This window comes from Blastococcus sp. KM273128 (assembly GCF_021698975.1).
GTDB lineage: Bacteria > Actinomycetota > Actinomycetes > Mycobacteriales > Geodermatophilaceae > Blastococcus.
The window spans coordinates 1-22,367 of record NZ_SSXA01000069.1; the positions used below are offsets into that span (position 1 = coordinate 1).

At 76.4% G+C, this 22,367-nt stretch carries 20 protein-coding genes; 16 read left to right on the forward strand and 4 right to left on the reverse strand.

The genetic code is table 11. From position 1 onward, the window contains the following. Positions 1–111 precede the first annotated feature (111 nt). From steA to E9529_RS16880, 8 genes are read left to right on the forward strand one after another with little or no spacing between them, the layout of a single operon-like run. Positions 112–1,299, forward strand: coding sequence for a putative cytokinetic ring protein SteA (gene steA / locus E9529_RS16845; RefSeq protein WP_236832426.1), 1,188 nt, complete (start codon positions 112–114; stop codon positions 1,297–1,299). Then, the gene (locus E9529_RS16850) at positions 1,296–2,243 is read left to right on the forward strand and encodes a copper transporter (RefSeq protein WP_236832427.1); all 948 of its coding nucleotides are present in this window, start codon (positions 1,296–1,298) and stop codon (positions 2,241–2,243) included. The genes steA and E9529_RS16850 overlap by 4 nt, the downstream gene beginning before the upstream one ends. After that, a complete protein-coding gene (locus E9529_RS16855) occupies positions 2,240–3,079 on the forward strand; it encodes a hypothetical protein (protein ID WP_236832428.1) in 840 nt (279 codons plus the stop codon). The genes E9529_RS16850 and E9529_RS16855 overlap by 4 nt, the downstream gene beginning before the upstream one ends. 23 nt (positions 3,080–3,102) lie before the next feature. Then, on the forward strand, positions 3,103–4,698 hold the full coding sequence (gene murJ, locus E9529_RS16860; protein WP_236832429.1) for a murein biosynthesis integral membrane protein MurJ: 1,596 nt from the start codon (positions 3,103–3,105) through the stop codon (positions 4,696–4,698). Next, positions 4,691–5,839: a glycosyltransferase family 4 protein gene (locus E9529_RS16865; RefSeq protein ID WP_236832430.1), complete on the forward strand. Its 1,149-nt coding sequence runs from the start codon at positions 4,691–4,693 to the stop codon at positions 5,837–5,839. Before murJ ends, E9529_RS16865 begins: the two co-directional genes overlap by 8 nt. Further along, the gene (locus E9529_RS16870) at positions 5,836–8,244 is read left to right on the forward strand and encodes a hypothetical protein (RefSeq protein ID WP_236832431.1); all 2,409 of its coding nucleotides are present in this window, start codon (positions 5,836–5,838) and stop codon (positions 8,242–8,244) included. Before E9529_RS16865 ends, E9529_RS16870 begins: the two co-directional genes overlap by 4 nt. Positions 8,245–8,263: 19 nt before the next feature. Next, positions 8,264–9,955, forward strand: a complete 1,692-nt coding sequence (locus E9529_RS16875; protein WP_236832443.1) for a CTP synthase — start codon at positions 8,264–8,266, stop codon at positions 9,953–9,955. Further along, positions 9,955–10,557, forward strand: a complete 603-nt coding sequence (locus E9529_RS16880) for an NUDIX hydrolase (RefSeq protein ID WP_236832432.1) — start codon at positions 9,955–9,957, stop codon at positions 10,555–10,557. The genes E9529_RS16875 and E9529_RS16880 overlap by 1 nt, the downstream gene beginning before the upstream one ends. A 63-nt stretch (positions 10,558–10,620) precedes the next feature. Here the strand turns inward: E9529_RS16880 and E9529_RS16885 are convergent, their stop codons facing one another. Continuing rightward, complete coding sequence (locus E9529_RS16885) at positions 10,621–11,226, reverse strand: hypothetical protein (protein WP_236832433.1); 606 nt, start codon at positions 11,224–11,226, stop codon at positions 10,621–10,623. Positions 11,227–11,466: 240 nt separating this feature from the next. Between E9529_RS16885 and ald the strand changes: the two genes are divergently transcribed. The 6 genes from ald (at position 11,467) to scpB (ending at position 16,929) form a co-directional block, all read left to right on the forward strand. Further along, positions 11,467–12,582: an alanine dehydrogenase gene (gene ald, locus E9529_RS16890; protein WP_236832434.1), complete on the forward strand. Its 1,116-nt coding sequence runs from the start codon at positions 11,467–11,469 to the stop codon at positions 12,580–12,582. Between the two features lie 8 nt (positions 12,583–12,590). Then, on the forward strand, positions 12,591–13,532 hold the full coding sequence (xerD, locus tag E9529_RS16895; protein ID WP_255709334.1) for a site-specific tyrosine recombinase XerD: 942 nt from the start codon (positions 12,591–12,593) through the stop codon (positions 13,530–13,532). Positions 13,533–13,742: 210 nt separating this feature from the next. Continuing rightward, complete coding sequence (locus E9529_RS16900; RefSeq protein WP_255709329.1) at positions 13,743–14,648, forward strand: ParA family protein; 906 nt, start codon at positions 13,743–13,745, stop codon at positions 14,646–14,648. Further along, the gene (locus E9529_RS16905; protein ID WP_236832436.1) at positions 14,645–15,160 is read left to right on the forward strand and encodes a hypothetical protein; all 516 of its coding nucleotides are present in this window, start codon (positions 14,645–14,647) and stop codon (positions 15,158–15,160) included. Before E9529_RS16900 ends, E9529_RS16905 begins: the two co-directional genes overlap by 4 nt. Before the next feature lie 78 nt (positions 15,161–15,238). After that, positions 15,239–16,081, forward strand: coding sequence for a ScpA family protein (locus tag E9529_RS16910; protein WP_236832437.1), 843 nt, complete (start codon positions 15,239–15,241; stop codon positions 16,079–16,081). Next, entirely contained in the window at positions 16,078–16,929 is an 852-nt protein-coding gene (gene scpB / locus E9529_RS16915; RefSeq protein ID WP_236832438.1) for an SMC-Scp complex subunit ScpB, read from the forward strand. The genes E9529_RS16910 and scpB overlap by 4 nt, the downstream gene beginning before the upstream one ends. A 25-nt stretch (positions 16,930–16,954) precedes the next feature. Here the strand turns inward: scpB and E9529_RS16920 are convergent, their stop codons facing one another. After that, positions 16,955–17,353, reverse strand: a complete 399-nt coding sequence (locus E9529_RS16920) for a hypothetical protein (protein ID WP_236832439.1) — start codon at positions 17,351–17,353, stop codon at positions 16,955–16,957. Positions 17,354–17,590: 237 nt separating this feature from the next. On the opposite strand from E9529_RS16920, the gene E9529_RS16925 reads away from it, so the two are divergent. Further along, on the forward strand, positions 17,591–18,436 hold the full coding sequence (locus E9529_RS16925; protein ID WP_236832445.1) for a pseudouridine synthase: 846 nt from the start codon (positions 17,591–17,593) through the stop codon (positions 18,434–18,436). Between the two features lie 13 nt (positions 18,437–18,449). Here the strand turns inward: E9529_RS16925 and E9529_RS16930 are convergent, their stop codons facing one another. Further along, positions 18,450–19,067: a LysE family transporter gene (locus E9529_RS16930; RefSeq protein WP_236832440.1), complete on the reverse strand. Its 618-nt coding sequence runs from the start codon at positions 19,065–19,067 to the stop codon at positions 18,450–18,452. A gap of 73 nt (positions 19,068–19,140) precedes the next feature. Here E9529_RS16930 and E9529_RS16935 point away from each other — a divergent pair, with 73 nt between their 5' ends. Beyond that, the gene (locus E9529_RS16935) at positions 19,141–20,025 is read left to right on the forward strand and encodes a LysR family transcriptional regulator ArgP (RefSeq protein WP_236832441.1); all 885 of its coding nucleotides are present in this window, start codon (positions 19,141–19,143) and stop codon (positions 20,023–20,025) included. 12 nt (positions 20,026–20,037) lie between these two features. Here the strand turns inward: E9529_RS16935 and E9529_RS16940 are convergent. Continuing rightward, on the reverse strand, positions 20,038–22,367 hold a 2,330-nt coding region (locus E9529_RS16940; protein WP_236832442.1), incomplete at its 5' end, for a glycoside hydrolase family 3 N-terminal domain-containing protein.

Consider the following 22,367-nt stretch of genomic DNA (forward strand, 5'->3'; position numbering starts at 1 on the left):
CGCGCCCGGCGTGTCGGCCCCAGGTGGTGTCGGACACGCTGCGTGACCAGGGCGTTGCCGAGGCGCGTCGGATGATCGGCCCGACCGCCGAGCGTGGCAGCATGCGATGTCATGCGCATCGGCACCGCCCGCCGCGGCCGGGCACAGGACGCGGGTCCCGGCACCGCCGGCACCGTCCGCCTGGACCGGCGCACCAAGAACCTGACGAAACGGCTCCGCCCCGGCGACATCGCCGTCATCGACCACGTCGACATCGACCGCGTGAGCGCGGACGCCCTGGTGGGCTGCAAGGTCGCCGCCGTCGTCAACGCCGCCCCCAGCATCTCCGGCCGCTACCCGAACCTGGGCCCGGAGATCCTCATCAACGCCGGCATCCCCCTGCTCGACGACGTCGGCAAGGACGTCTTCGCCAAGGTCAAGGAGGGCGCCGAGGTCCGCCTCGAGGGCGGCCGGCTCGTCGACGCCGAGGGCACGGTGCTCGCCGAGGGCACCGAGCACGACGCCGGCACCGTCGCCGCCGCCATGGCCGACGCACGCGCCGGGCTCTCCGTGCAGCTGGAGGCGTTCGCCGCCAACACCATGGAGTACATGAAGCGGGAGCGCGCGCTCCTGCTCGACGGCGTCGGCGTCCCGGACGTGGCGACGAAGATCGAGGGCCGGCACGTCCTCGTGGTCGTCCGCGGCTACGACTACAAGGAGGACCTGCACGCCCTCCGCTCCTACATCCGCGACTACCGCCCGGTCCTCATCGGCGTGGACGGCGGCGCGGACGCGCTGGTCGAGGCCGGCTACTCGCCGGACATGATCATCGGCGACATGGACTCGGTGAGCGACGACGTGCTGCGCTCGGGCGCCGAGGTGGTCGTGCACGCCTACGCCGACGGACGCGCGCCCGGGCTCGCCCGCGTGCAGGACCTCGGGGTGGACGCCATCACCTTCCCCGCGGCCGCCACCAGCGAGGACATCGCGATGCTGCTGGCCGACGAGAAGGGCGCCACCCTCATCGTCGCCGTCGGCACGCACGCCACCCTCGTGGAGTTCCTCGACAAGGGGCGCGGGGGCATGGCCTCGACGTTCCTCACCCGCCTGCGGCTGGGCGGGAAGCTGGTCGACGCCAAGGGCGTCAGCCGGCTCTACCGCAGCCGCATCTCGACCACCGCGCTCGTGGTCCTGGTGATCGCCGCCTTCGTCGCGATCGGCTCGGCCCTGGCCCTGTCCGCGGCCGGGCGCGTCTACCTGGACCTGCTGCTCGACCAATGGAACAGCTTCGTGTTCTGGCTGGAGAACCTCTTCGCGTGATCGACTTCCGCTACCACCTGGTCTCCCTGATCGCGGTCTTCCTCGCGGTCGCGCTCGGGATCGTCATCGGGACGACGGCGCTCAACGAGCCGATCCTCGCCGACATCGAGAACCAGGTCGCCGCCCTCGAGCAGGACAAGCGCGACCTCGAGGACCGCACCCGCGAGCTGGAGGCCCAGCTGGACACCTCGGAGGAGTTCGAGGAGGCCGTCGGCCCCGCCCTGGTCGACGGCACGCTCACCGACCGCTCGGTGCTGCTAGTCCCCACCAACGACACCGTCACCCCCGAGACGGTCGAGGCGGTCAGCGCGCTCATCGGCGAGGCGGGCGGCTCGGTCAGCGGCGTGGTGCGGCTGCAGCCCGAGTACACCGACCCGGCCACCGGGGCGGCGCTGCAGAGCTTCGTCACCGGCCCGGGGCGTCCGGCGGGCCTGCAGCTGCCCGAGAGCGGCGACACCGGCGTGCTGGTCGCCTCGCTGCTGGCCCAGGTCCTGATGGTCCCGCCGGACGGGCCGGCGCCCGACACCGCCGCGATCTCCTCGGTGCTGGCCGGGCTGAGCTCGCTGGACGTGCTCGTCCCCGAGGGGGCGTCGGTCACCCCGGCCGACCACGCCGTGCTGCTCACCGGCAGCGGCTTCACCGGCGACGACGCCGAGACCCGCAACGCCGCCCTCGTCGCGCTGGCCACCGCGCTGGACGAGCAGGGCCGGGGCGCGGTGATCGCCGGTGACGTACCCTCTGCCCGCCCGAACGGGCTGATCGGCGCGGTGCGCGCTGACCCGGCGCTGGCCTCCTCGGTCTCCACGGTGGACAACATCGCCACCGTCGTCGGCCGGATCAGCACCGTGCTCGCGCTCGGCCAGGAGTCGCAGGGCACCTCGGGCATGTACGGGACCGGCGAGGACGCCCAGCCGGTGCCGCCGCTGCCCGTCGCCGCCCAGTGAGCGCCCGGCGCACCGCGCTGCTCGCCCTCGGCGGCGCCGGGGCGGCCCGCGGCGCCCTGGCGGCGGCCGCCCGGCTGGCGGCCGGTTCCGCCGGTGCGCCGTGGCGGCGGACCAACTACGCCGGCCGCCCGGTCAGCCTCCTCGGCGGGCCGGCGCTCGCGGTGGCGGCGACGGCGTCCGCCGCGTTCGGCGCCCCGCCCGGCGCCCGCGCCGCGGCGGTCGTGGTCGGCGCCGCCTCCGGCCTCGTCGGCGGGTACGACGACCTCGCCGGCGCCCGGCCCGAGCAGGCCCGGGACAAGGGGCTCGCCGGTCACCTGCGCGCGCTGCGGGAGGGCCGGGTGTCCGCCGGCGCGGTGAAGGTCGCCGGCATCGGTGCCGCCGCCGCGACCGCCGCCCTGCTCACCCGGGGCGGTGGGCGCGGGGCCGGCGCCCTCGCCGACGGCGTCCTCACCACCGGGCTCGTGGCCGGGACGGCGAACCTGCTCAACCTGCTGGACCTGCGGCCGGGCCGCGCGGCCAAGGCGGGCGTCCTCGCCGCCGCCGCCGGAGTCGGCGGGCCCGCCGGTGGGCTGGCCGCCGGCCCGCTCGGCGCCACCCTCGCCGTGCTCCCCGAGGACCTCGGCGAGCGGGTGATGCTCGGCGACAGCGGGGCCAACGCCCTCGGCGCGCTGCTGGGGCTGCGGCTGGCCGCCGTCGGCCCGCGCGGCGCCCGGGCCGCCACCCTCGCCGTGGTCACCGGGCTCACCCTCGCCAGCGAGCGGGTCAGCTTCACCCGCGTCATCGAGGCCACGCCGGGCCTGCGCGAACTGGACCGCCTCGGCCGCCGCTCCTCGTGACCGGCCGGCAGGTGGCCCGCGGGGTGGCCGGTGCCGCAGCGCTCATCGCGGTGCTCACCGTGCTGGCCCGGCTGGCCGGGTTCGGGCGCACGCTGGTCTTCACCAACACGGTCGGCCCCGGCACCACAGGGGACACCTACCTCGCGGCCAACAACGTCCCGAACATCGTCTTCGAGGTGGTGGCCGGCGGTGCGCTGGCCAGCCTCGTCGTCCCCATGCTCGCCGGGGGCATCGCCGCGGGGGACCGCGAGCAGGTACGCCGGACCGCCTCGGCCCTGCTCGGCTGGACCCTGCTGCTGCTCGTGCCGCTGGCGGTGCTGCTCGCGCTGCTGGCCGAGCCGATCGCCCGGCTGCTGCTCGGCGGCGAGGACCCCGAGCAGGTGGCGCTGGCCGCCCGGTTCCTGCTGGTGTTCGCCCCGCAGGTGGTCCTCTACGGCATCGGCATCGTCCTCACCGGCGTGCTCCAGGCGCACCGGCGCTTCGCCGGCCCGGCGCTGGCCCCGCTGCTGTCCAGCGTCGTCGTGGCGGCGGCCTACCTGGCGTTCGCGGCCATCGGTGGCGGGCAGGAGGTCGCCGCGCTCTCCACGCCCGCCGAGCTCGTGCTCGGGGTGGGGACGACGCTCGGCGTGGTGGCGCTCAGCCTGAGCCTGCTGGTGCCGCTGCGGGGGCTGCGGCTGGGGCTTCGCCTGTCCCTGCGCTTCCCGGTGGGCGCTGCCCCCCGGGTCCGCCGGCTCGCCGTGGCCGGCGTCCTCACCCTCGCCGGCCAGCAGCTGCTGGCGGCCGTCGCGATCCGGCTGGCCAACAGCGGGGCGCCCGCCGGTACGCAGGTCGTCTACGCCGCCGCCCTGACGGTCTTCCTGCTGCCGTGGGCGGCGCTCGCGGTGCCGCTGGCCACCTCCGCCTACCCGGGCCTGGCCGAGCGCGCCGAGTCCGGTGACGAGACCGGTTACCGGCGTGCCTTGGCGCCGGTGGTCGTGCTCACCGTGGCCGCCTCCGCCGTCGCCACCGCCGCGCTGGTCGCCGCGGCCGGCCCGGTGGCCCGGGTCTTCTTCGCCGGCGGCGCCGACCGGGAGGTGGCCGCGTTGCGGGACGCGGTCGTCGCCTTCGCGCCCGGCCTGCTCGGCTACGCGCTGGTCGCCGTCCTCACCCGTGCGCTCTACGCCCGGGGCCTGTGGAAGGCGCCGACGGTCTGCGTGCTCGGGGGGTGGCTGCTCGCCGTGGCCGCCGACGTCGTCCTGGCCGCCGTGCTGCCCGCTGCGGACCGGGCGGCGGCGCTGGCCCTCGGGCACACCCTCGGCGTGACCGTGGCCGGGGCCGGTCTGCTGGCGGTGGTGCTGCGGGTGGCCGGCCGGCCGGCGCTGCACGGCCTGTCCCGCAGCGGCCCGGCCGCGGTGCTGGCGGCGGTCCTGGCCGGCGGGGCCGGGCTGTGGCTGGCCCGGGTGCTCGGCGCGGACCCGGTGCCCGGCGGGCTGGCCGCCGCGCTGGGTGCCGGCGTCGCCGTCGGGGGCGTCGTGCTGGCCGTCGCGCTGGCGGTCATGATGGGGACGGCCCGCGCGCAGCTGGTGGGGGCGCTCCGGGAGTTGCGGTCGACGGGCGAGCAGGAGGTGCGCAGTGGCTGAGCCGCTCCTGCGGGGCCGCTGCCTCACCGAGGTGCTGGCCACCAGCACCGGCGGGGTGGGCACCCACGTCCGGTCGCTGGTGGAGCCGCTGCGCGCGGCGGGCGCCGACGTGGCGGTCTGCGGCCCGGCCGCCACCGACACCCTGTTCGACTTCAGCGGCCGCGGCGCCCGGTTCACCCCCGTGGAGATCTCCGCCGGGCTGGCCCCGGCCGCGGACGCGCGCGCCGTGCAGGCGCTCCGCCGTGCGCTGGCCGGGAGCGACCTGGTGCACGCCCACGGCCTGCGGGCCGGGCTGGTCGCCGCGGCCGCGCGCCGGCTCGCCGGCGGCCGGGTGCCGCTGGTGCTCACGCTGCACAACGCCCTGCCGGAGGGCGGCGGGCTGCGGCGCCGGGTGCTGGAGCGCGCCGAGCGGGCCACCGTGCGCGCCGCGGACGTGGTGCTCGCCGCCTCGGCCGACCTGGCCGACAACGCCCGCCGGCTGGGGGCCCGGGACGTGCGGGTGGCCCCGGTCTCGGCGCCGCCGCTGCCCCCGGCGACGCGCACACCGGCGGAGGTCCGCGCCGCTCTCGGGCTGGACGACGACCGCGCCCTGGTCGTCGCCGTGGGCCGCCTGCACCCGCAGAAGGGCTACGACGTCCTCCTCGACGCGGTGGCCCGCTGGTCGGCCGACCAGCGGGTGCGCCCGGTGCCCTCCGTCGTCATCGCCGGGGACGGGCCGCTGGAGGGGGAGCTCTCCCGCCGCATCCGCGCCGAGGCGCTGCCGGTCACGCTGCTGGGCCGCCGCGACGACGTCGGCGACCTGCTGGGGGCCGCGGACGTGTGCGTGCTGCCCTCGCGCTGGGAGGCGCGGTCGCTCACCGCGCAGGAGGCGCTCCGGGCAGGCGTGCCGCTGGTCGCCACCCGCACCGGCGGGCTGCCGGAGCTGCTGGGCGAGGCCGCCGAGCTCGTCCCGGTGGGCGACGCCGTGGCGCTGGCCGAGGCCGTGGTGCGGGTGCTCTGCGACAGCGCGCACGCCGCCGAGCTCGCCGCCGCGGGGCTGCGGCAGGCCGCCGGCTGGCCCGACGAGGCGGGCACGGCCGCGCAGCTGGCCGGCATCTACCGGGAGCTGCTCGGGACGCCGCCGGCCCGGCCTGCGCCGTGAGCGGGCCGGGCGCGCGCTGGGCCCGCCGCGCAGCCGCGCTGGGAGCCCTGCTCGCGCTGCTGCTCGTCGGGCTGCCGGGCACGGCCGCTGCGGCCGCGGGCGCGGAGGACCACGCCGCCGACCGCGTCGTCGTCGTCGGCGTCCCGGGGCTCACCTGGGCCGACGTCGACCCTGCGGCGACCCCGCAGCTGTGGGCGCTCGCGGAGGAGTCGGCGATCGGGGCGACGTCGGTGCGCGCCGCCCGGTCCACCACCTGCGTCCTGGACGGCTGGGCCACGCTCGGCGCGGGGAACCGGGCGCGGTTCCCGGGCACCGACGAGGGGCTGCCCCCGGTGCCGCTGCCCACGCTGCCCGACCCCGCGGCCCCCGATGCCGACGGCGAGGGCACGCCGGCCGACGGCGAGGTGCCCGAGGAACCCCGGATGGACACCTCGCTCACCCGCTGCGGGCTGCAGGAGCGCGTGGCCGCGGTGGCCCTGGGCGACCCGCAGGCGACCGTCGCCCGGATCGCCGAGGACGAGGGCACCGTCCGCTTCGGCGCGCAACCCGGCGCGCTGGGCGAGGCCGTCGGCTGCGCCGCGGTCTCCGGCCGCGCCGCCGCCCTCGCCGTGGCCGCGGACGGGGTGCCCCTCACCACCGTCCCGACCCTGCCCGCCGAGCCGGACGAGCTGGTCGAGCTGCTGACCGGTTGCCCGCTGACCCTGGTCTCCCTCGACCGGCTCGCGGACGCCGGCGCCCCCGGTGCCGAGCCCACCGACGACGGCACCCGGCCCCAGCCCCGCGCCGCCGCGCTGGCCCGGATCGACGAGGCGCTCGGCCGGCTGCGAGCCGGTCTCGACGCGCTGCCCGGCGAGACCCTGCTCCTGCTGGCCGGCATCTCCGAGGTCAACGACGGCCGGCCGCAGCTGCACGTCGGCATGGCGGCCGGCCCCGGGTTCGAGACCGGGTGGCTGACCTCGGCGAGCACCGGCCGGGTGCCCTTCGTGCAGCTCATCGACGTCGCCCCGACCGTGCTGCGCGCGCTGGGGCTCGATCCGCCGGCGTCGATGAACGGCCAGCCGTGGCGGAGCACGGGGGAGCGGCCGCCGCTGGCGCAGGCGGTGGACGAGCTCGAGCTGGTCAATGTCGCCGCGATCACCCACCACCGCAACACCGGCGTCTTCTTCTGGACCTTCGTCGTCGTCGGCGCGGCCGTCGTCGGGCTGGGCGTGCTGGTGGTCGGCAGCGGGCGGCGCGGCGCCCGCCCGGGCACCTGGCCACCGGCGCGGCGGGCGCTGCGCCTGCTGTGCCTGGCCGCCGCCGGGCTGCCCGTGGCCACCTACCTGGCGGGCGCGGTCCCCTGGGAACGGGCCGACGCGCCGCTGGCCGCCCTGCTCACCGCGGTGGCCGTCGCCGACCTGGCCGTGCTGGCGGTCGCCGCGCTCGGCCCCTGGCGTCGGCGCCGGCTCGGCCCGGCGCTCGCGGTGCTCGCGATCACCCTGGTCACCCTCGTCGGCGACGTGGTCACCGGCTCGCCGCTGGAGCTGAACGGGCCGCTCGGCTACGACGCGGTCGTCGCCGGGCGGTTCACCGGCTACGGCAACCTCACGTTCGGGCTGCTGTCGGTGAGCGCGCTGACGGTCACCGCTGCTCTGGCCGCCGCCGTCGGGCGCCGCTCGCCGGACGCGCGGGCGCACCGCCGGGCGGCCGCCGTCGTGCTGGGCGCCGGGCTGATCGTCGTCGTCATCACCGGGGCGCCGTCGCTGGGCCGCGACTTCGGGGGCGTCCTGGGGGCGCTCCCGGGCTTCCTGCTGCTGGCGATGCTGCTCGCGCGGGTACGGGTCACCGTCGCCCGGCTCGGCGCGATCCTGGTCGCGGCGGTGGTCGCCGTCAGCACCATGGCGGTGCTGGACTGGCTCCGCGCGCCGACGGACCGCAGCCACCTGGGCAGGTTCGTCGAGCAGGTGCTCACCGGCGAGGCCTGGACCGTCATCAGCCGGAAGGCGCAGGCCAACATCGGCATCCTCCTCGGCAGCCCGCTGGCCTGGATGCTGCCGGTCGCGCTCGTCGCCGCCGTCTGGTTGCTGCGCCCCGGCGGCCCGCTGCGCAGCGTGCGCCCAGGTCCGGGGCGCGCACCGCGGGGCCCGGCCGGCCTGCCGCTCGCGGACGCCGCCGTGCTGCGCGCCGCGCTCCTGTCGGTCGCGCTGAGCCTGGCGATCGGGGCCGCGGTCAACGACTCCGGCGTCGCCCTGCCGGCGACCGCGGCCGCCCTGCTGGTGCCGCTGCTGGTGTGGCTGGCCGTCGGCCCGGACCCCGGCCCCACCGGGACGGGGGAGTCCGTGGGTGGCGCTCCGCACGCCGGCCGGGCGGCGGGCCCCGACCGTGTTACGGTCGTCTCCCGTGGATCGACCGTCGGGAACACGTGATCACTCGGGTAGCAGCCTCCTGCTCCACAACAACCAGCCGACGAAGTTCGTCTTCGTCACCGGCGGGGTCGTCTCCTCGCTCGGCAAGGGGCTGACCGCCAGCTCGCTCGGCACGCTGCTGGCCAGCCGTGGCCTCCGCGTCACGATGCAGAAGCTCGACCCCTACCTCAACGTGGACCCGGGCACGATGAACCCGTTCCAGCACGGCGAGGTGTTCGTCACCGAGGACGGCGCGGAGACCGACCTGGACATCGGTCACTACGAGCGCTTCCTCGACACCGACCTCTCCGGCCGGGCCAACGTGACCACCGGCCAGGTCTACTCCGACGTGATCGCCAAGGAGCGGCGCGGGGAGTACCTCGGCGACACGGTGCAGGTCATCCCGCACATCACCAACGAGATCAAGGCGCGCATCCTCGCCGGTGCGGACAGCGCCGAGCGCGTCGACGTCGTCATCACCGAGATCGGCGGCACCGTCGGCGACATCGAGTCGCTGCCCTTCCTCGAGGCCGCCCGCCAGGTGCGCCACGAGATCGGCCGGGACAACTGCTTCTTCCTGCACATCTCCCTGGTGCCCTACATCGCGCCGTCGGGCGAGCTGAAGACGAAGCCGACGCAGCACTCGGTCGCCGCGCTGCGCAGCATCGGCATCCAGCCCGACGCCCTGGTCTGCCGCTCGGACCGGGAGATCAGCGAGGGCCTCAAGCGCAAGATCAGCCTGATGTGCGACACCGACGCCGAGGGTGTCATCTCCTGCCCCGACGCGCCGTCGATCTACGACATCCCGAAGGTGCTGCACCGCGAGGGCCTGGACGCCTACGTCGTCCGCCGGCTGGGCCTGCCCTTCCGCGACGTGGACTGGACGGTGTGGGGCGACCTGCTCGACCGCGTCCACGCGCCGAAGCAGACCGTCACGATCGCCCTCGTCGGGAAGTACATCGACCTGCCCGACGCCTACCTGTCGGTCACCGAGGCGCTGCGGGCGGGTGGCTTCGCCCACCGCAGCCGGGTGCAGATCCGCTGGGTGCCCTCGGACGACTGCGAGACCCTCGAGGGCGCGGAGAAGGCGCTGGCCGGCGTCGACGGCGTGTGCATCCCCGGCGGCTTCGGCGTGCGCGGCATCGAGGGCAAGCTCGGCGCGATCCGGTTCACCCGCACCAACGGCATCCCGACCCTGGGCCTGTGCCTGGGGCTGCAGTGCATGGTGATCGAGTACGCCCGCAGCGTCGCCGGCCTGGAGCAGGCGAACTCCGCCGAGTTCGACCCCGAGACGCCGGACCCGGTCATCTCCACCATGGCCACCCAGCTCGACGTCGTCGCCGGCCGGGGGGACATGGGCGGCACGATGCGCCTGGGCAGCTACCCCGCGGCGCTGCAGCACGGCTCGGTGGTCGCCGCCGCCTACGGGTCCACCGAGATCACCGAGCGGCACCGGCACCGTTACGAGGTGGCCAACGCCTACCGCGACCGGCTGGGCGAGGCCGGCCTGGTCTTCTCCGGCACCTCGCCCGACGGCCTGCTGGTGGAGTTCGCCGAGCTGCCCCGCGAGGCGCACCCCTTCTTCGTCGGCACGCAGGCCCACCCGGAGCTGAAGAGCCGCCCGACCCGGCCGCACCCGCTGTTCGCGGCGTTCGTGCAGGCCGCCGTCGACTACCAGGAGTCCGCGCGGCTGCCGGTGCCCGTGGACGAGGCGGAGAAGGTCGGCATCTGATGGGCGACGGGCAGCCGGACGCCCACGAGTACCGGGTCCTCTCCTCGGAGCCGGCGTACGAGGGCCGGGTCATCAGCCTGGTCAAGGACACCGTGGCGATGCCGGGGGGCGGGGACAGCGTCCGCGAGGTCGTCCGCCACCCGGGTGCGGTGGCGGTCGTGGCCCTCACCGACGCCGACGAGGTCGTCCTGCTGCGGCAGTACCGGCACCCGGTCGGCGGCTACCTCTGGGAGCTGCCGGCCGGGCTGCGGGACGCCGACGGCGAGCCGCCGCTGGCGACGGCGCAGCGCGAGCTCGCCGAGGAGGTGCGGCTCTCCGCCGCCCGCTGGTCGCTGCTCACCACGCACTACAGCTCGCCCGGGTTCTGCGACGAGCAGGTGCTGGTGTACCTGGCCGAGGAGCTCACCGACGTCGACCGCCCCGAGGGCTTCACCGCGGAGCACGAGGAGCTGGACATGACCGTCGAGCGGGTCCTGCTGGCCGACGCGGTGCAGCGGGTCTTCGACGGGGGCATCCGCAACGTCGCCGCCGTCGTCGGGCTGCTCGCCGCCGCCCAGGTCCGCGCGGCCGGGCCGCGGCTGCGCCCGGCCGACGCCGGCTGACGCGCCGGTGGGGGGCCGCACCCCGGCGTGACGGACCACGCGGCCGGGAGCGGGCCGCGCCGGTCAGCCCGGCGGCCGGAGGCCGAGCCGGTCGAGCTCCACGGCGGCCAGGGCGCGCGCTGCCACCGGGTCCCCGGCGTGCCAGGCCGCTCCCGTGCCGGGCGGCAGCGCGGCCAGCCGGGGGAGCGGCGCGTGGGCCAGCGCCCGGACGGCGAGCACGTCCAGCCCCGCGCCGCTGCCGGCCAGGCGGCCGGCCGCACCCGCGTCGCGGGCCCACCGCAGCCGCCAGGGCAGCCAGCGCAGCAGCAGCCAGCCGACGGGCAGCAGCACGAGGACGACGGCGAGGATCGTCGCCAGCGTCTCCACCGCGTCCTGCGCCGACTGCCCGGCGCCGCGGACCGAGCCGCCGGCGCCCGACAGGGCGGAGAACGGCGCGGCCAGCTCGTCGCCGACCAGCGGGACGCCCTCGGCGGCCGACGCAGCCGAGTCCATGGAGCCGGCGACCGACCGGCCCAGGTCCTCGACCGCGCGCCCCGGAGCGGCCAGCAGCAGGACGGCGCCGTGCGCGGCCCGGGCCACCAGCACCCAGGCCACCACCCACACCAGGAAGCCCACGTCGGCGGCGAGCTGGCGCGCCCGCAGGGCGGGGTGCTCGGCGTACAGGCGCATGGGGTGGCGTCCTCCTCCAGAGGTGGTGGCCCCGCCATCGTGGGCCAGCCGGGCGCTCCCGGCAGCCCGGCGCCGGTGGCGACGGCGGACCGGGACGGTCACGAAACGGCTTCCGGCCCGGGACGACGCCGGTCGGCGTGCCTACACTCCGGCGAGGCCCGCCCCGACCGGGCGGCCCACGACGTGGTGGGCTGGCCCGTCACCCTCGGGAGCGGCCCGCCGGGACCAGGAGAGCCAGCGATGCGGGTCGGAGTTCCTCGAGAGGTCAAGAACCGGGAGTACCGGGTGGCGCTGACGCCGGCCGGCGTCACGGAGCTGGCGCGCGCCGGCCACGAGGTGCTGGTGGAGCGGGGGGCGGGGGAGGGCTCCTCGATCCCCGACGCCGACTTCACCGCCGCCGGCGCCCGGATCGTCGCCGAGGCCGACGACGTGTGGGCCGACGCGGATCTGCTGCTGAAGGTCAAGGAGCCGATCGCCGAGGAGTACGACCGCCTGCGCGCCGGCCAGACGCTGTTCACCTACCTGCACCTGGCGGCGTCCAAGGAGTGCACCGACGCGCTGGTCGCCTCGGGCACGACGGCGATCGCCTACGAGACCGTGCAGAAGGCCGACGGCACGCTGCCCCTGCTGGCCCCCATGTCGGAGGTGGCGGGGCGGATGGCCCCGCAGGTGGGCGCGCACTGCCTGGAGCGGGCGCACGGCGGGCGCGGGGTGCTGCTCGGCGGGGTGTCCGGCGTCTACGCCGCCAAGGTGGTGGTGATCGGCGCCGGCGTCTCGGGCATGAACGCCGCGGCGATCGCCCTGGGCATGCAGGCCGAGGTCGTCGTCATGGACCGCGACATCGACAAGCTGCGGGCCGCCGACCGCATCTACCAGGGCCACCTGCAGACCGTCGCCTCCAACGCCTACGAGGTGGAGCGCGCCGTGCTCGACGCCGACCTGGTGATCGGTGCCGTGCTGGTGGCGGGGGCCAAGGCGCCCGTGCTGGTCAGCAACGAACTGGTGTCACGGATGAAGCCGGGGTCGGTGCTGGTGGACATCGCCGTCGACCAGGGCGGCTGCTTCGAGGACACCCGGCCGACCACGCACGACGACCCGACCTTCCGGGTGCACGACTCGGTCTTCTACTGCGTGGCGAACATGCCGGGGGCGGTGCCCAACACCTCGACGCACGCGCTCACCAACGTCACGCTGCCCTACGTCATGGCGCTGGCCGCCGAGGGCACGGCCGCCGCCGTCCACCGCGACCCGGCGCTCGCGCACGGGGTCAACGTCGCCTCGGGCAGCGTGGTGCTGCCCGAGGTCGCCGAGGCCCACGGCATGGCCGCAGTCCCGCTCCAGGAGGTGTCGTTCTGACCAGCGCGCTGTCCGCCGGCCCCGACGTCGACCGGGTCGTCACCGGCTACCTGGACCACCTCACCGTGGAGCGGGGGCTGGCGGCCAACACCATCGCCTCCTACCGCCGCGACCTGCGCCGCTACACCGAGTACCTGGCGACGGCGGGCGTCCGGGGGCTGCGCGAGGTGGCGGAGTCCGACGTCGCCGGCTTCCTCGCCGCGCTGCGCCGCGGCGACGACGACCACCCGCCGCTGTCGGCGACCTCGGCGGCTCGCGCGGTGGTGGCGGTGCGCGGGATGCACCGGTTCGCCCTGCTCGACGGCCTGGTGCCCGACGACGTCGCCCACGAGGTGCGGCCGCCCACGCCGGCCCGCCGCCTGCCCAAGGCGGTGCCGGTCGAGTCGGTCGTCGCGCTGATCGAGGCGGCCGGCTCGCTGGAGGGGCCGCGCGGGCTGCGCGACCGGGCGCTGCTGGAGGTGCTGTACGGCACCGGCGCGCGCATCTCCGAGGCGGTCGGGCTCGCCGTCGACGACCTCGACCGCGGGCAGAGCACCGTGCGGCTGGCCGGCAAGGGCGGCAAGGAGCGCGTCGTCCCGGTCGGCAGCTACGCCCTGCGCGCCGTCGAGGAGTACCTGGTGCGCGCGCGGCCCGCCCTGGCGGCGAACGGCCGTGCCGGGGTCCGGGGCGGCGCGCTGTTCCTCAACGTGCGCGGCGGGCCGCTGTCCCGGCAGAGCGCCTGGTCGATCCTCCGGACGGCGGCCGAGCGCGCCGGGCTCACGGGCGAGATCTCGCCGCACACGCTGCGGCACTGCTTCGCGACCCACCTGCTCGACGGCGGCGCCGACGTCCGCGTCGTGCAGGAACTGCTCGGCCACGCCTCGGTGACGACGACCCAGGTCTACACGCTGGTCACCGTCGAGCGGCTGCGCGAGGTCTACGCGACCAGCCACCCCCGCGCCCTGACCTGACAGCCGAAGCCGGATGAGTTGGGCAGCTCTTGCCGCCTACTCGGCTTGAGCAGTCACAGTGGTTGGCATTCGTCGCCATGTCGACAGGTCGACGGCGCGCCGCCTTGGGAACCTTCCTCCATCTCCCTAGCGTCCTCGTCACCCGAGCGGACAGGACGGCTGGCCGCACCCGGAACGTCCGGTCGGGCACCGAGCTGGAGGCGACAACCCATGGCGATCCGAGCGGACGCGGCCTCTGCCGTCGCGCGCCCGCACGACACCGACCCCGAGATGGGGGCGGCCGCGATGCGGCAGGACCCGGCGCGGGCGCGGCAGCGCAAGCTGCCGGACCCCAAGCCGCTGACGCAGCACGGCCCGGCCCGCGTCATCGCGATGTGCAACCAGAAGGGCGGCGTCGGCAAGACGACGTCGACGATCAACCTGGGTGCCGCGCTGGTGGAGTTCGGGCGCAAGGTGCTGCTGATCGACCTGGACCCGCAGGGTGCGCTGTCGGTGGGCCTCGGCGTCCCGGCGCAGAACCTGGACCGGACGATCTACAACGCGCTCATGGAGCGGCGGACCAGCCTGCGCGACGTGCGGGTGCACACCGACATCCCCGGCCTGGACCTGGTCCCGAGCAACATCGACCTCTCCGCCGCCGAGGTGCAGCTGGTCAGCGAGGTCGCGCGGGAGCAGACGCTGCTGCGGGTGCTCGCCGACGTCGTGGACGAGTACGACTACATCCTCATCGACTGCCAGCCCTCGCTCGGCCTGCTGACGGTCAACGCGCTCACCGCCGCGCAGGGCGTGGTCATCCCGCTGGAGTGCGAGTTCTTCTCGCTGCGCGGCGTGGCCCTGCTGGTCGACACGATCGACAAGGTCAAGGAGCGGCTCAACCCGTCGCTGGAGATCAACGGCATCCTCGCCACCATGTACGACTCCCGGACCGTGCACTGCCGGGAGGTGTTCAGCCGGGTCGTCGAGGCCTTCGGCGACACCGTGTTCCAGACCGTCATCCAGCGCACCGTGCGGTTCCCGGAGACCACCGTCGCCGGCCAGCCGATCACCACGTGGGCGCCCACGTCGTCGGGCGCCTCGGCGTACCGCGACCTCGCCAAGGAGGTGCTGGCCCTGTGACGCGGCGGCCTGTCCTGCCCGGTGCCTCGGAGCTGTTCCGGCGCACCGACACCACCTCGGTGCCCGAGGTCACCGAGCTGCCCAGCCTGCCCACGCCGGCGAGCTCGCCGGCGCTGCGCAGCGCCGCCCGCCGGGTGGGGGAGTCGCCCGCCGAGGCGGCCGCGTCGCTCACCCTCGTGCCGGGCGGTGCCCAGCCGGCCGACGACGACCTCGCCGCCTTCCGGGCCGCCCCGGCCGAGCCCGCACCCGCGCCGGTGCTGCAGCCCCGGATCGCCACCCGCGGCAAGCCGGCCCGGCGCACCGAGCGCACCAAGCACGACGAGAAGATCACCGTCTACATCTCCGCCGAGGAGCTGCTCGCCCTGGAGTCGGCGCGGCTCACGCTGCGCGCGCACCACGGGGTGGCCGCCGACCGGGGCCGGATCGTGCGGGAGGCGGTGTCGGTGCTGCTGGCCGACCTGGCCGAGCGCGGCGAGGACGCCGTCCTGGTCCGCCGGCTGCGGGAGAAGTAGCAGGAGGACCCTCCTGCCCCTCACCACTCGCAGGCTCGCGGCGGGTCCCCGCAGGAGGGCCGCCTACGGTAGGTGCTCGTGAGCGGGAGCAGCGGAGCGGTCCCGCCGGCCGACCAGGCCGGCGGGGCCGCTCCTGCCCGTTTCACCGTCCGGCTGACCAACTTCGAGGGGCCGTTCGACCTGCTGCTGCAGCTGATCGGCAAGCACAAGCTCGACGTCACCGAGATCGCCCTGTCGCAGGTCACCGACGAGTTCATCGCCCACCTGCGCGCGCTCGGCGACGAGCTGGACCTCGACCAGGCGAGCGAGTTCCTGGTGGTCGCCTCCACGTTGCTGGACCTCAAGGCGGCCCGCCTGCTGCCGGCGGCGGAGGTCGACGACGAGGACGACCTGGAGCTGCTGGAGGCGCGCGACCTGCTGTTCGCCCGGCTGCTGCAGTACAAGGCCTACAAGCAGGCCGCGGCGTTCCTGCGCGAGCGCGAGGCGGGCGCGGTCCGCCGGTTCGCGCGCGAGGCGGCGCTGGAACCGCGGTTCGCCGAGCTGGTGCCCGAGGTGCTGCTGGGCGTCACGCCGCAGCAGTTCGCCGCCCTCGCCGCGCGGGCCCTGGCGCCCAAGGCCCCGGAGACGGTCAGCGTGGCCCACCTGCACGCGCCGCCGGTGAGCGTCTCCGAGCAGCTGCTCCTGGTGCGCAACCACCTGCTGCGGGCGGGGACGGCGAGCTTCCGGGCGCTCACCGCCGACTGCGGCCACACCCTGGAGGTGGTGGCCCGCTTCCTCGCGCTGCTCGAGCTGTACCGCCAGCAGCGCGTGGTCTTCGAGCAGCTCACGCCGCTGGGCGAGCTGCACGTGCGGTGGACCGGCGAGTCCGTCCCCGACCCGGCCGGCGACCCGGCCCCCGATGCCGACGAGGAGTACCGGTGACCGAGGACCGCCCCGGCCAGGAGCCCGCCCCCTTCTCCTGGGAGGCGCTGGCCGCCGAGCTGGCCGCCACGCGGGAGCAGGCGGCCGAGCGCGGGGACGCCGACCCCGCCGCCTGGGACGCCGTCGCCTCCGAGCTCGCCGCGCGGGTGGCGGAGCGGCCGGTCGAGGAGCAGCCGGTGCCGGCGGTGCCGGTCGAGGACCTCGCCGTCCTCGCGGCGCCCGCGCCGGTTCCGGCCACCGAGCCAGCACCCGAGCCCGAGCCGGAGCCCGAGCCCGAGCCGGAGCCCGCGGTGCTGCTGGACCCGGACGAGCTGCGCGGCGGTCTGGAGGCCCTGCTCTTCGTCGTCGACGACCCGGTCGACGAGGAGACGCTGGCCGCCGCGCTCCGCTGCCGGCCCGAGCAGGTGCGGCAGGGGCTGGCCGACCTGGCCGCGGCCTACGACGAGCGCTCGGCGGGGATCACGCTGCGCCGGGTGGGCGAGGGGTGGCGGCTCTACACGCGGGAGGAGCACGCCGGCGTCGTCGAGCGGTACCTCGGCGAGGGGCAGCGCAGCCGGCTCACCCAGGCCGCGCTGGAGACCCTCGCCGTCATCGCCTACCGGCAGCCGGTGACGCGGGCGCGGGTGTCGGCGATCCGCGGGGTCGGCGTGGACGGCGTCATGCGGACCCTGCTCGCGCGCGGGCTGGTGCGTGAGGTGGGCAGCGACCCCGACAGCGGTGGCGGGCTGTACGCGACCACCCCGCTGTTCCTGGAGCGGCTGGGGCTGGCCAGCCTCGCCGAGCTGCCCGAGCTCGCGCCGCTGCTGCCGGAGACGGCGACCTTCCTCGAGGAGCACCCCGACGCCTGAGCGGGCGCCCGGGGAGCGCGACGGGTCAGTTGCGGCGCGGCGGCAGGAAGCAGGCCGTCGCGGCCAGGAACGTCACGATGCCCGCGCCCAGGGCGGCGAGCACCGCGGCGCCCGCTCCCTCGTCCGCGAGGCCGGCGCCGGCCACCCAGACCACGGCGAAGAGCACGAGGGAGACGACGGCGAGCGGCGCCCCGACGCGGGCGTCGCGGCCTCGCGGGCGGACGGCGGGCCCGGCGGAGCGCAGCGAGGCCAGCAGGACGACCAGTGCAGCCACCGACAGCCCGAAGGCGAGCAGCGCGGCGAGCCCCGCGCCGATGGTGGCGCCGTCGGCCGGGTCACCGGTCACGAGGGCGACGACGAAGAAGCCCCACAGGGCCGCGGCGGCCGCCGCGAGCCCCAGACCTGTCCGCCGGGTGCGCTCCACGGCGCCATCCTGCTGCCACCGGCGCACCGCACCGTGATCGCTGCCCACGGGTCACCCCGACGCGTGATGTGTCCCGGGGGCGTCGTCCCTCCGCCGGGCGTTCGGGGCCCGGGATGCCCGGCGGGGGGGCGCCGGCCGTCGTCCGCGCCGGGCAGGCCGGGGGACCCGGCAGGCGCGGCCGGGGAAGCTCCGCAGGCGGGCGGGGCCCGGCACCGGGGGATGGGACACTGGTCGGCGATGAACACGCCGACCCCGAACGACGAGAGCACCACCGCGGCCGGCGAGGGCTGGTCGGAGGACATGGAGCTGGCCCCGGCGCACCCGGGGGACCGGCCGTCCACCGGCGCCGCCGACGAGCGCCAGGGGGAGCGGCTGCAGAAGGTGCTGGCCCGGGCCGGTGTCGCGTCCCGCCGGGTCGTCGAGGAGATGATCGACGCCGGCCGGATCAGCGTGAACGGCGAGCTAGTGCGGGTGCAGGGCATGCGGGTGGACCCGCTGGTGGACCGGATCGCGGTGGACGGCGCCCGGCTGGAGGTCCGCGACGACCGCGTCACCTACGCGATCAACAAGCCCGCCGGCGTCATCACCGCGATGAGCGACGACCGCAACCGCCCGACCATCGGCGACATGGTGGGCGACCTGGCCCCCGGCCTGGTGCACGTCGGCCGCCTCGACCAGGACACCGAGGGCCTGCTGCTGGTCACCAACGACGGCGAGCTGGCCCACCGGCTCGCGCACCCGTCCTACGGCGTGCGCAAGACCTACCTGGCGCAGGTGTCGGGCTCGGTGCCGCGGGACCTGCACCGCCGGCTGCGTGCCGGGGTGGAGCTCGAGGACGGCCCGGTGAAGGTCGACTCCTTCACCGTCGTCGACACCCACGCCGGCCAGTCCGTGGTCGAGGTGGTGCTGCACGAGGGGCGCAAGCACATCGTCCGCCGCCTGCTCGCCCACGTCGGCCTGCCGGTCTCGCGGCTGACCCGCACCGCCGTCGGCCCGGTGCAGCTGCAGCGCATGCGCAGCGGCTCGATCCGGAAGCTGACCCGCCAGGAGGTCGGCGCGCTGGAGGAGCTCGTCGGCCTCTGACCGGCCGGCCGGCTCAGAGCGCGGAGGCGAGCAGGCCGAGGCCGAGGACGGCCATGACGACGGCGATCCCGGCGTCCAGCACCCGCCAGGCCGCCGGGCGGGCGAACAGCGGGCGGAGCAGCCGCGCGCCGTAGCCCAGCGCCCCGAACCAGACCAGGCTGCCGACCACGGCACCCCCGGCGAACCACCAGCGCCGGTCGCCGTGGCTGTCGGCCACCGAACCCAGCAGCAGCACGGTGTCCAGGTACACGTGGGGGTTCAGCCAGGTCAGCGCCAGGCAGGTCACGACGGTGGCGGCCAGGCCGGTGCCCCTGCCGCCGGTGTCGACGGCGATGGACGACGGGCGCAGCGCGCGGCGGGCCGCCAGCACGGCGTACCCGAGGAGGAAGGCGGCCCCGGCCAGCCGGACGACGGTGATCGCGTCGGGCAGGCGCGTGCTCAGCCACGAGTTGCCCGCGACCCCGGCGAGGATGAGCACCGCGTCGGAGACCGCGCAGACCGCGACGACCGCCGGCACGTGCTCGACGCGCAGCCCTTGCCGGAGCACGAAGGCGTTCTGCGCGCCGATGGCCACGATGAGCGAGAGCCCCAGCCCCAGCCCGGCCACCGCGGCCAGCAGTCCCGTCGTCACGTCCCAGCACGCTAGGGACGGCGCGACCAGCAGTCCAGCTCAGGTTCCTTGACCGTCATTAGCATCGCTGTCCGTGGACGTGGATCTGGCGCAGCTGCGCACCCTGGTCGCGGTCGTCGACGAGGGAACCCTCGAGGCGGCGGCACGGAAGCTGCACGTGACCCCGTCGGCGGTCTCGCAGCGGCTGCGCGCCCTCGAGGAGGCCGCGGGCCGGGTGCTGGTGCGGCGCGGGCGGCCGGCGACGGTCACGGCCGCCGGCGAGCCGGTGCTGCGCCTCGCGCGCCAGGTCGGCCTGCTCGTCGCCGACACCGGCCGGACGCTCGACCCCGCCGGGGCCGGGGCGCCGGTGGTCCCGCTGGCGCTGAACGCCGACTCGATGGCCACCTGGGCCCTGCCGGCGCTGGCCCCCCTGGCCGGTGAGCTGCGGCTGGACCTGCACAGCGCCGACCAGAGCCGGACCAGCGCGCTGCTGCGCGACGGCACCGTCATGGGTGCGGTCACCTCCGACGCCGAGCCGGTGGCCGGCTGCCGGGTCACCCCGCTGGGCACCATGCGCTACCTGCCGTGCGCGGCCCCGGGTTTCCTCGACCGCTGGCTCCCCGACGGCCCCGACCCCGCGGCACTGGCGCGGGCGCCGGTGGTCGTCTTCGACCGCAGCGACGACCTGCAGCACGCCTATCTGCGGCGGCACCTGCCCTCGACGGCGGACCTGCCGGTGCACCACGTGCCCTCGTCGGCGGACTTCCTCACCGCGGTGGCGCTGGGCTTCGGGTGGGGCATGCTGCCGGAGCTGCAGCTCGGGGCGGTCGCGAGCGGCGCCGTCCGCCCGTTCGACCCGGCGGGTGCGGTCGACGTGGCGCTGCACTGGCAGCGGTGGCGGCTGGACTCCGCGCCGCTGGACCGGGTGGCCGAGGCCCTGGTCCGGTCGGCGCGCGCCCGGCTGCGGGGCGCGCGCTGACCGGACCGCCGCTCAGCGGACGGGCTCGACCCGCACGGGGGTGGTGAGGACGCGGTCGGCGCCGGTCTCCCGCTCCGGCCCCGTCAGCCGCACCGGGGCGCGCAGGGGCAGGTCCTCGCTCGAGGTGCCGACCGAGAGCACCAGCTCGCCGGGCTCGACGACGCGGCGCAGGTCCCGGCCGGTGAACGCCGCGCGGTCGGCGTGCACCTGGAAGGAGACCCGGGCCGTCGCGCCGGCGGCGAGCTCCACGCGGGCGAAGCCGATCAGCCGGCGCACCGGCTGCACCACGCTCGCGACCGGGTCCGAGAGGTACAGCTGCACCACCTCGGCGCCGTCCCGGTCGCCGGTGTTGGTCACCGTGCACGACACCTCGACCGACCCGTCGGTCGGCACCTCGGCCGGCGTCTCACCGAGGCGGGCACCGTCGAGCCGGACGTCGTCCAGGGTGAAGGTCGTGTAGGACAGCCCGAAGCCGAAGGGGAACAGCGGCGTGGGGTCCGCCGAGCTGATGCCGCCGGCACGGCCGAGGGCCGGGCTGAGGTAGGTGGCGGGGGAGCCGCCGGGGGTGCGGGCCACCTGCACGGGCAGCTTGGCCGACGGGTTGACCCGGCCGGACAGCACGCCCGCGACCGCACCGGAGCCCTCCTCGCCCGGGAAGAACGCCTGCACCACCGCGGCGGCGCGGCCGGCGACCTCGCCCAGCGCGTAGGGGCGGCCGCTCAGCACGACGACGACCACGGGCGTGCCGGTGCCCAGCAGGGCCTCGAGCAGCTCGGCCTGCGCGCCGGGGAGCCGCAGGTCGTCGGCGTCGCAGCCCTCACCGGAGGTGCCGCGGCCGAAGAGCCCCGAGACGTCGCCGACGACGGCGATGCACACCTCGGCGGCCGCCGCGGTGGCGACCGCCTCGGCGATGCCGCTCCGGTCGGGCTCCTGCACCGGGCAGCCTTGCGCGGTGGTGACCGCGGCGCCGGGGAACTCGCCGCGCACCGCCTCCAGCAGGGTGGGCAGCTCGATGCCGAGGGGGACGTCGGGGTGCTGCACGCCGACGTGGTTGGGGAAGGCGTAGCAGCCCATCAGCGAGTGCACCTCGTCGGCGCACGGCCCGACGACCGCGACCGACGACGGGTCGCGCAGCGGCAGCACGCCGCCGCCGTTGTCGAGCAGGACCACCGACCGCTCGGCCATGGTCCGCGCCAGCGCGCGCAGCTCCGGCGGGTCGAGGTCCAGCTCGCCGTCGCGCAGCGCGGGGGGCTCCGGGTCCCACCCGGCGTCGAGCAGCCCGAGCTCACCCTTCTGCCGGAGCACCCGCTCCACCGCGCGGTCGACCAGCGCCTCGGGCACCGCACCGGTGCGGATGAGCTCCAGCAGCGGCTCGCCGTAGCAGCGCACCGTGGGCAGCTCCACGTCGACGCCGGCGGCCAGGGCCAGCGCCGCCGCCTCGCCCGGGGACCCGGCGACGCCCTGGGTCGACTGGAGGAAGGAGACCCCGAAGTAGTCGGCCACCACCACGCCGTCGAAGCCGAGGGTGCCGCGGAGCAGCTCGGTGAGCAGCGCGTCGTCGGCGGCCGGGGGCACGCCGTCGACCGCCGCATAGGAGTGCATCACCGAGCGGGCGCCGCCCTCGCGCAGCGCCATCTCGAACGGCGGCAGCACGACGTCGGCGAACTCGCGGGGCCCCAGGTGGACCGGCGCGTGGTTGCGCCCGGCGCCGGAGGCCGAGTACCCGGCGAAGTGCTTGAGCGTGGCGACGACGCCGCTGCCCTCCAGCCCGCGGGTGTAGGCGGTGCCCAGGACGGCGACCAGGTACGGGTCCTCGCCGATGGTCTCCTCGGTCCGGCCCCAGCGGGCGTCGAAGCTGACGTCGAGGACGGGGGAGAGGCCCTGGTGCACCCCGACCGAGCGCAGCTGGCCCCCGATGGCGGCGGCCATCCGCTCCACCACCGACGGGTCGAACGAGGCGCCCCACGCCAGCGGGACGGGGAACACCGTGGCCTGCCAGGCGGTGAACCCGGCCAGGCACTCCTCGTGGGCGATCGCGGGGATGCCGAGCCGGGAGCCGGCGACCAGGTCGCGCTGGGTCTGGGCGAGCACCCGCGCCGCGGTGACCGGCTCGACCGGGGCGGTGCCGAACACGCGGGTGAGCTGCCCCAGGCCGGGCTTGGTCAGCTCCTCCCACGGCGGCAGGGGCTCGCTGAACTCGTGCTGGTTGGGCGCGACGTCCTCGCCCTCGCCGATCGCCGTCCACACGCCGTAGAGCTGCGCGACCTTCTCCTCGAGCGTCATGTGCGCCATCAGGTGGCGGACGCGCTCGTCGAGGGGGCGGGACGGGTCGGTCCAGTCGG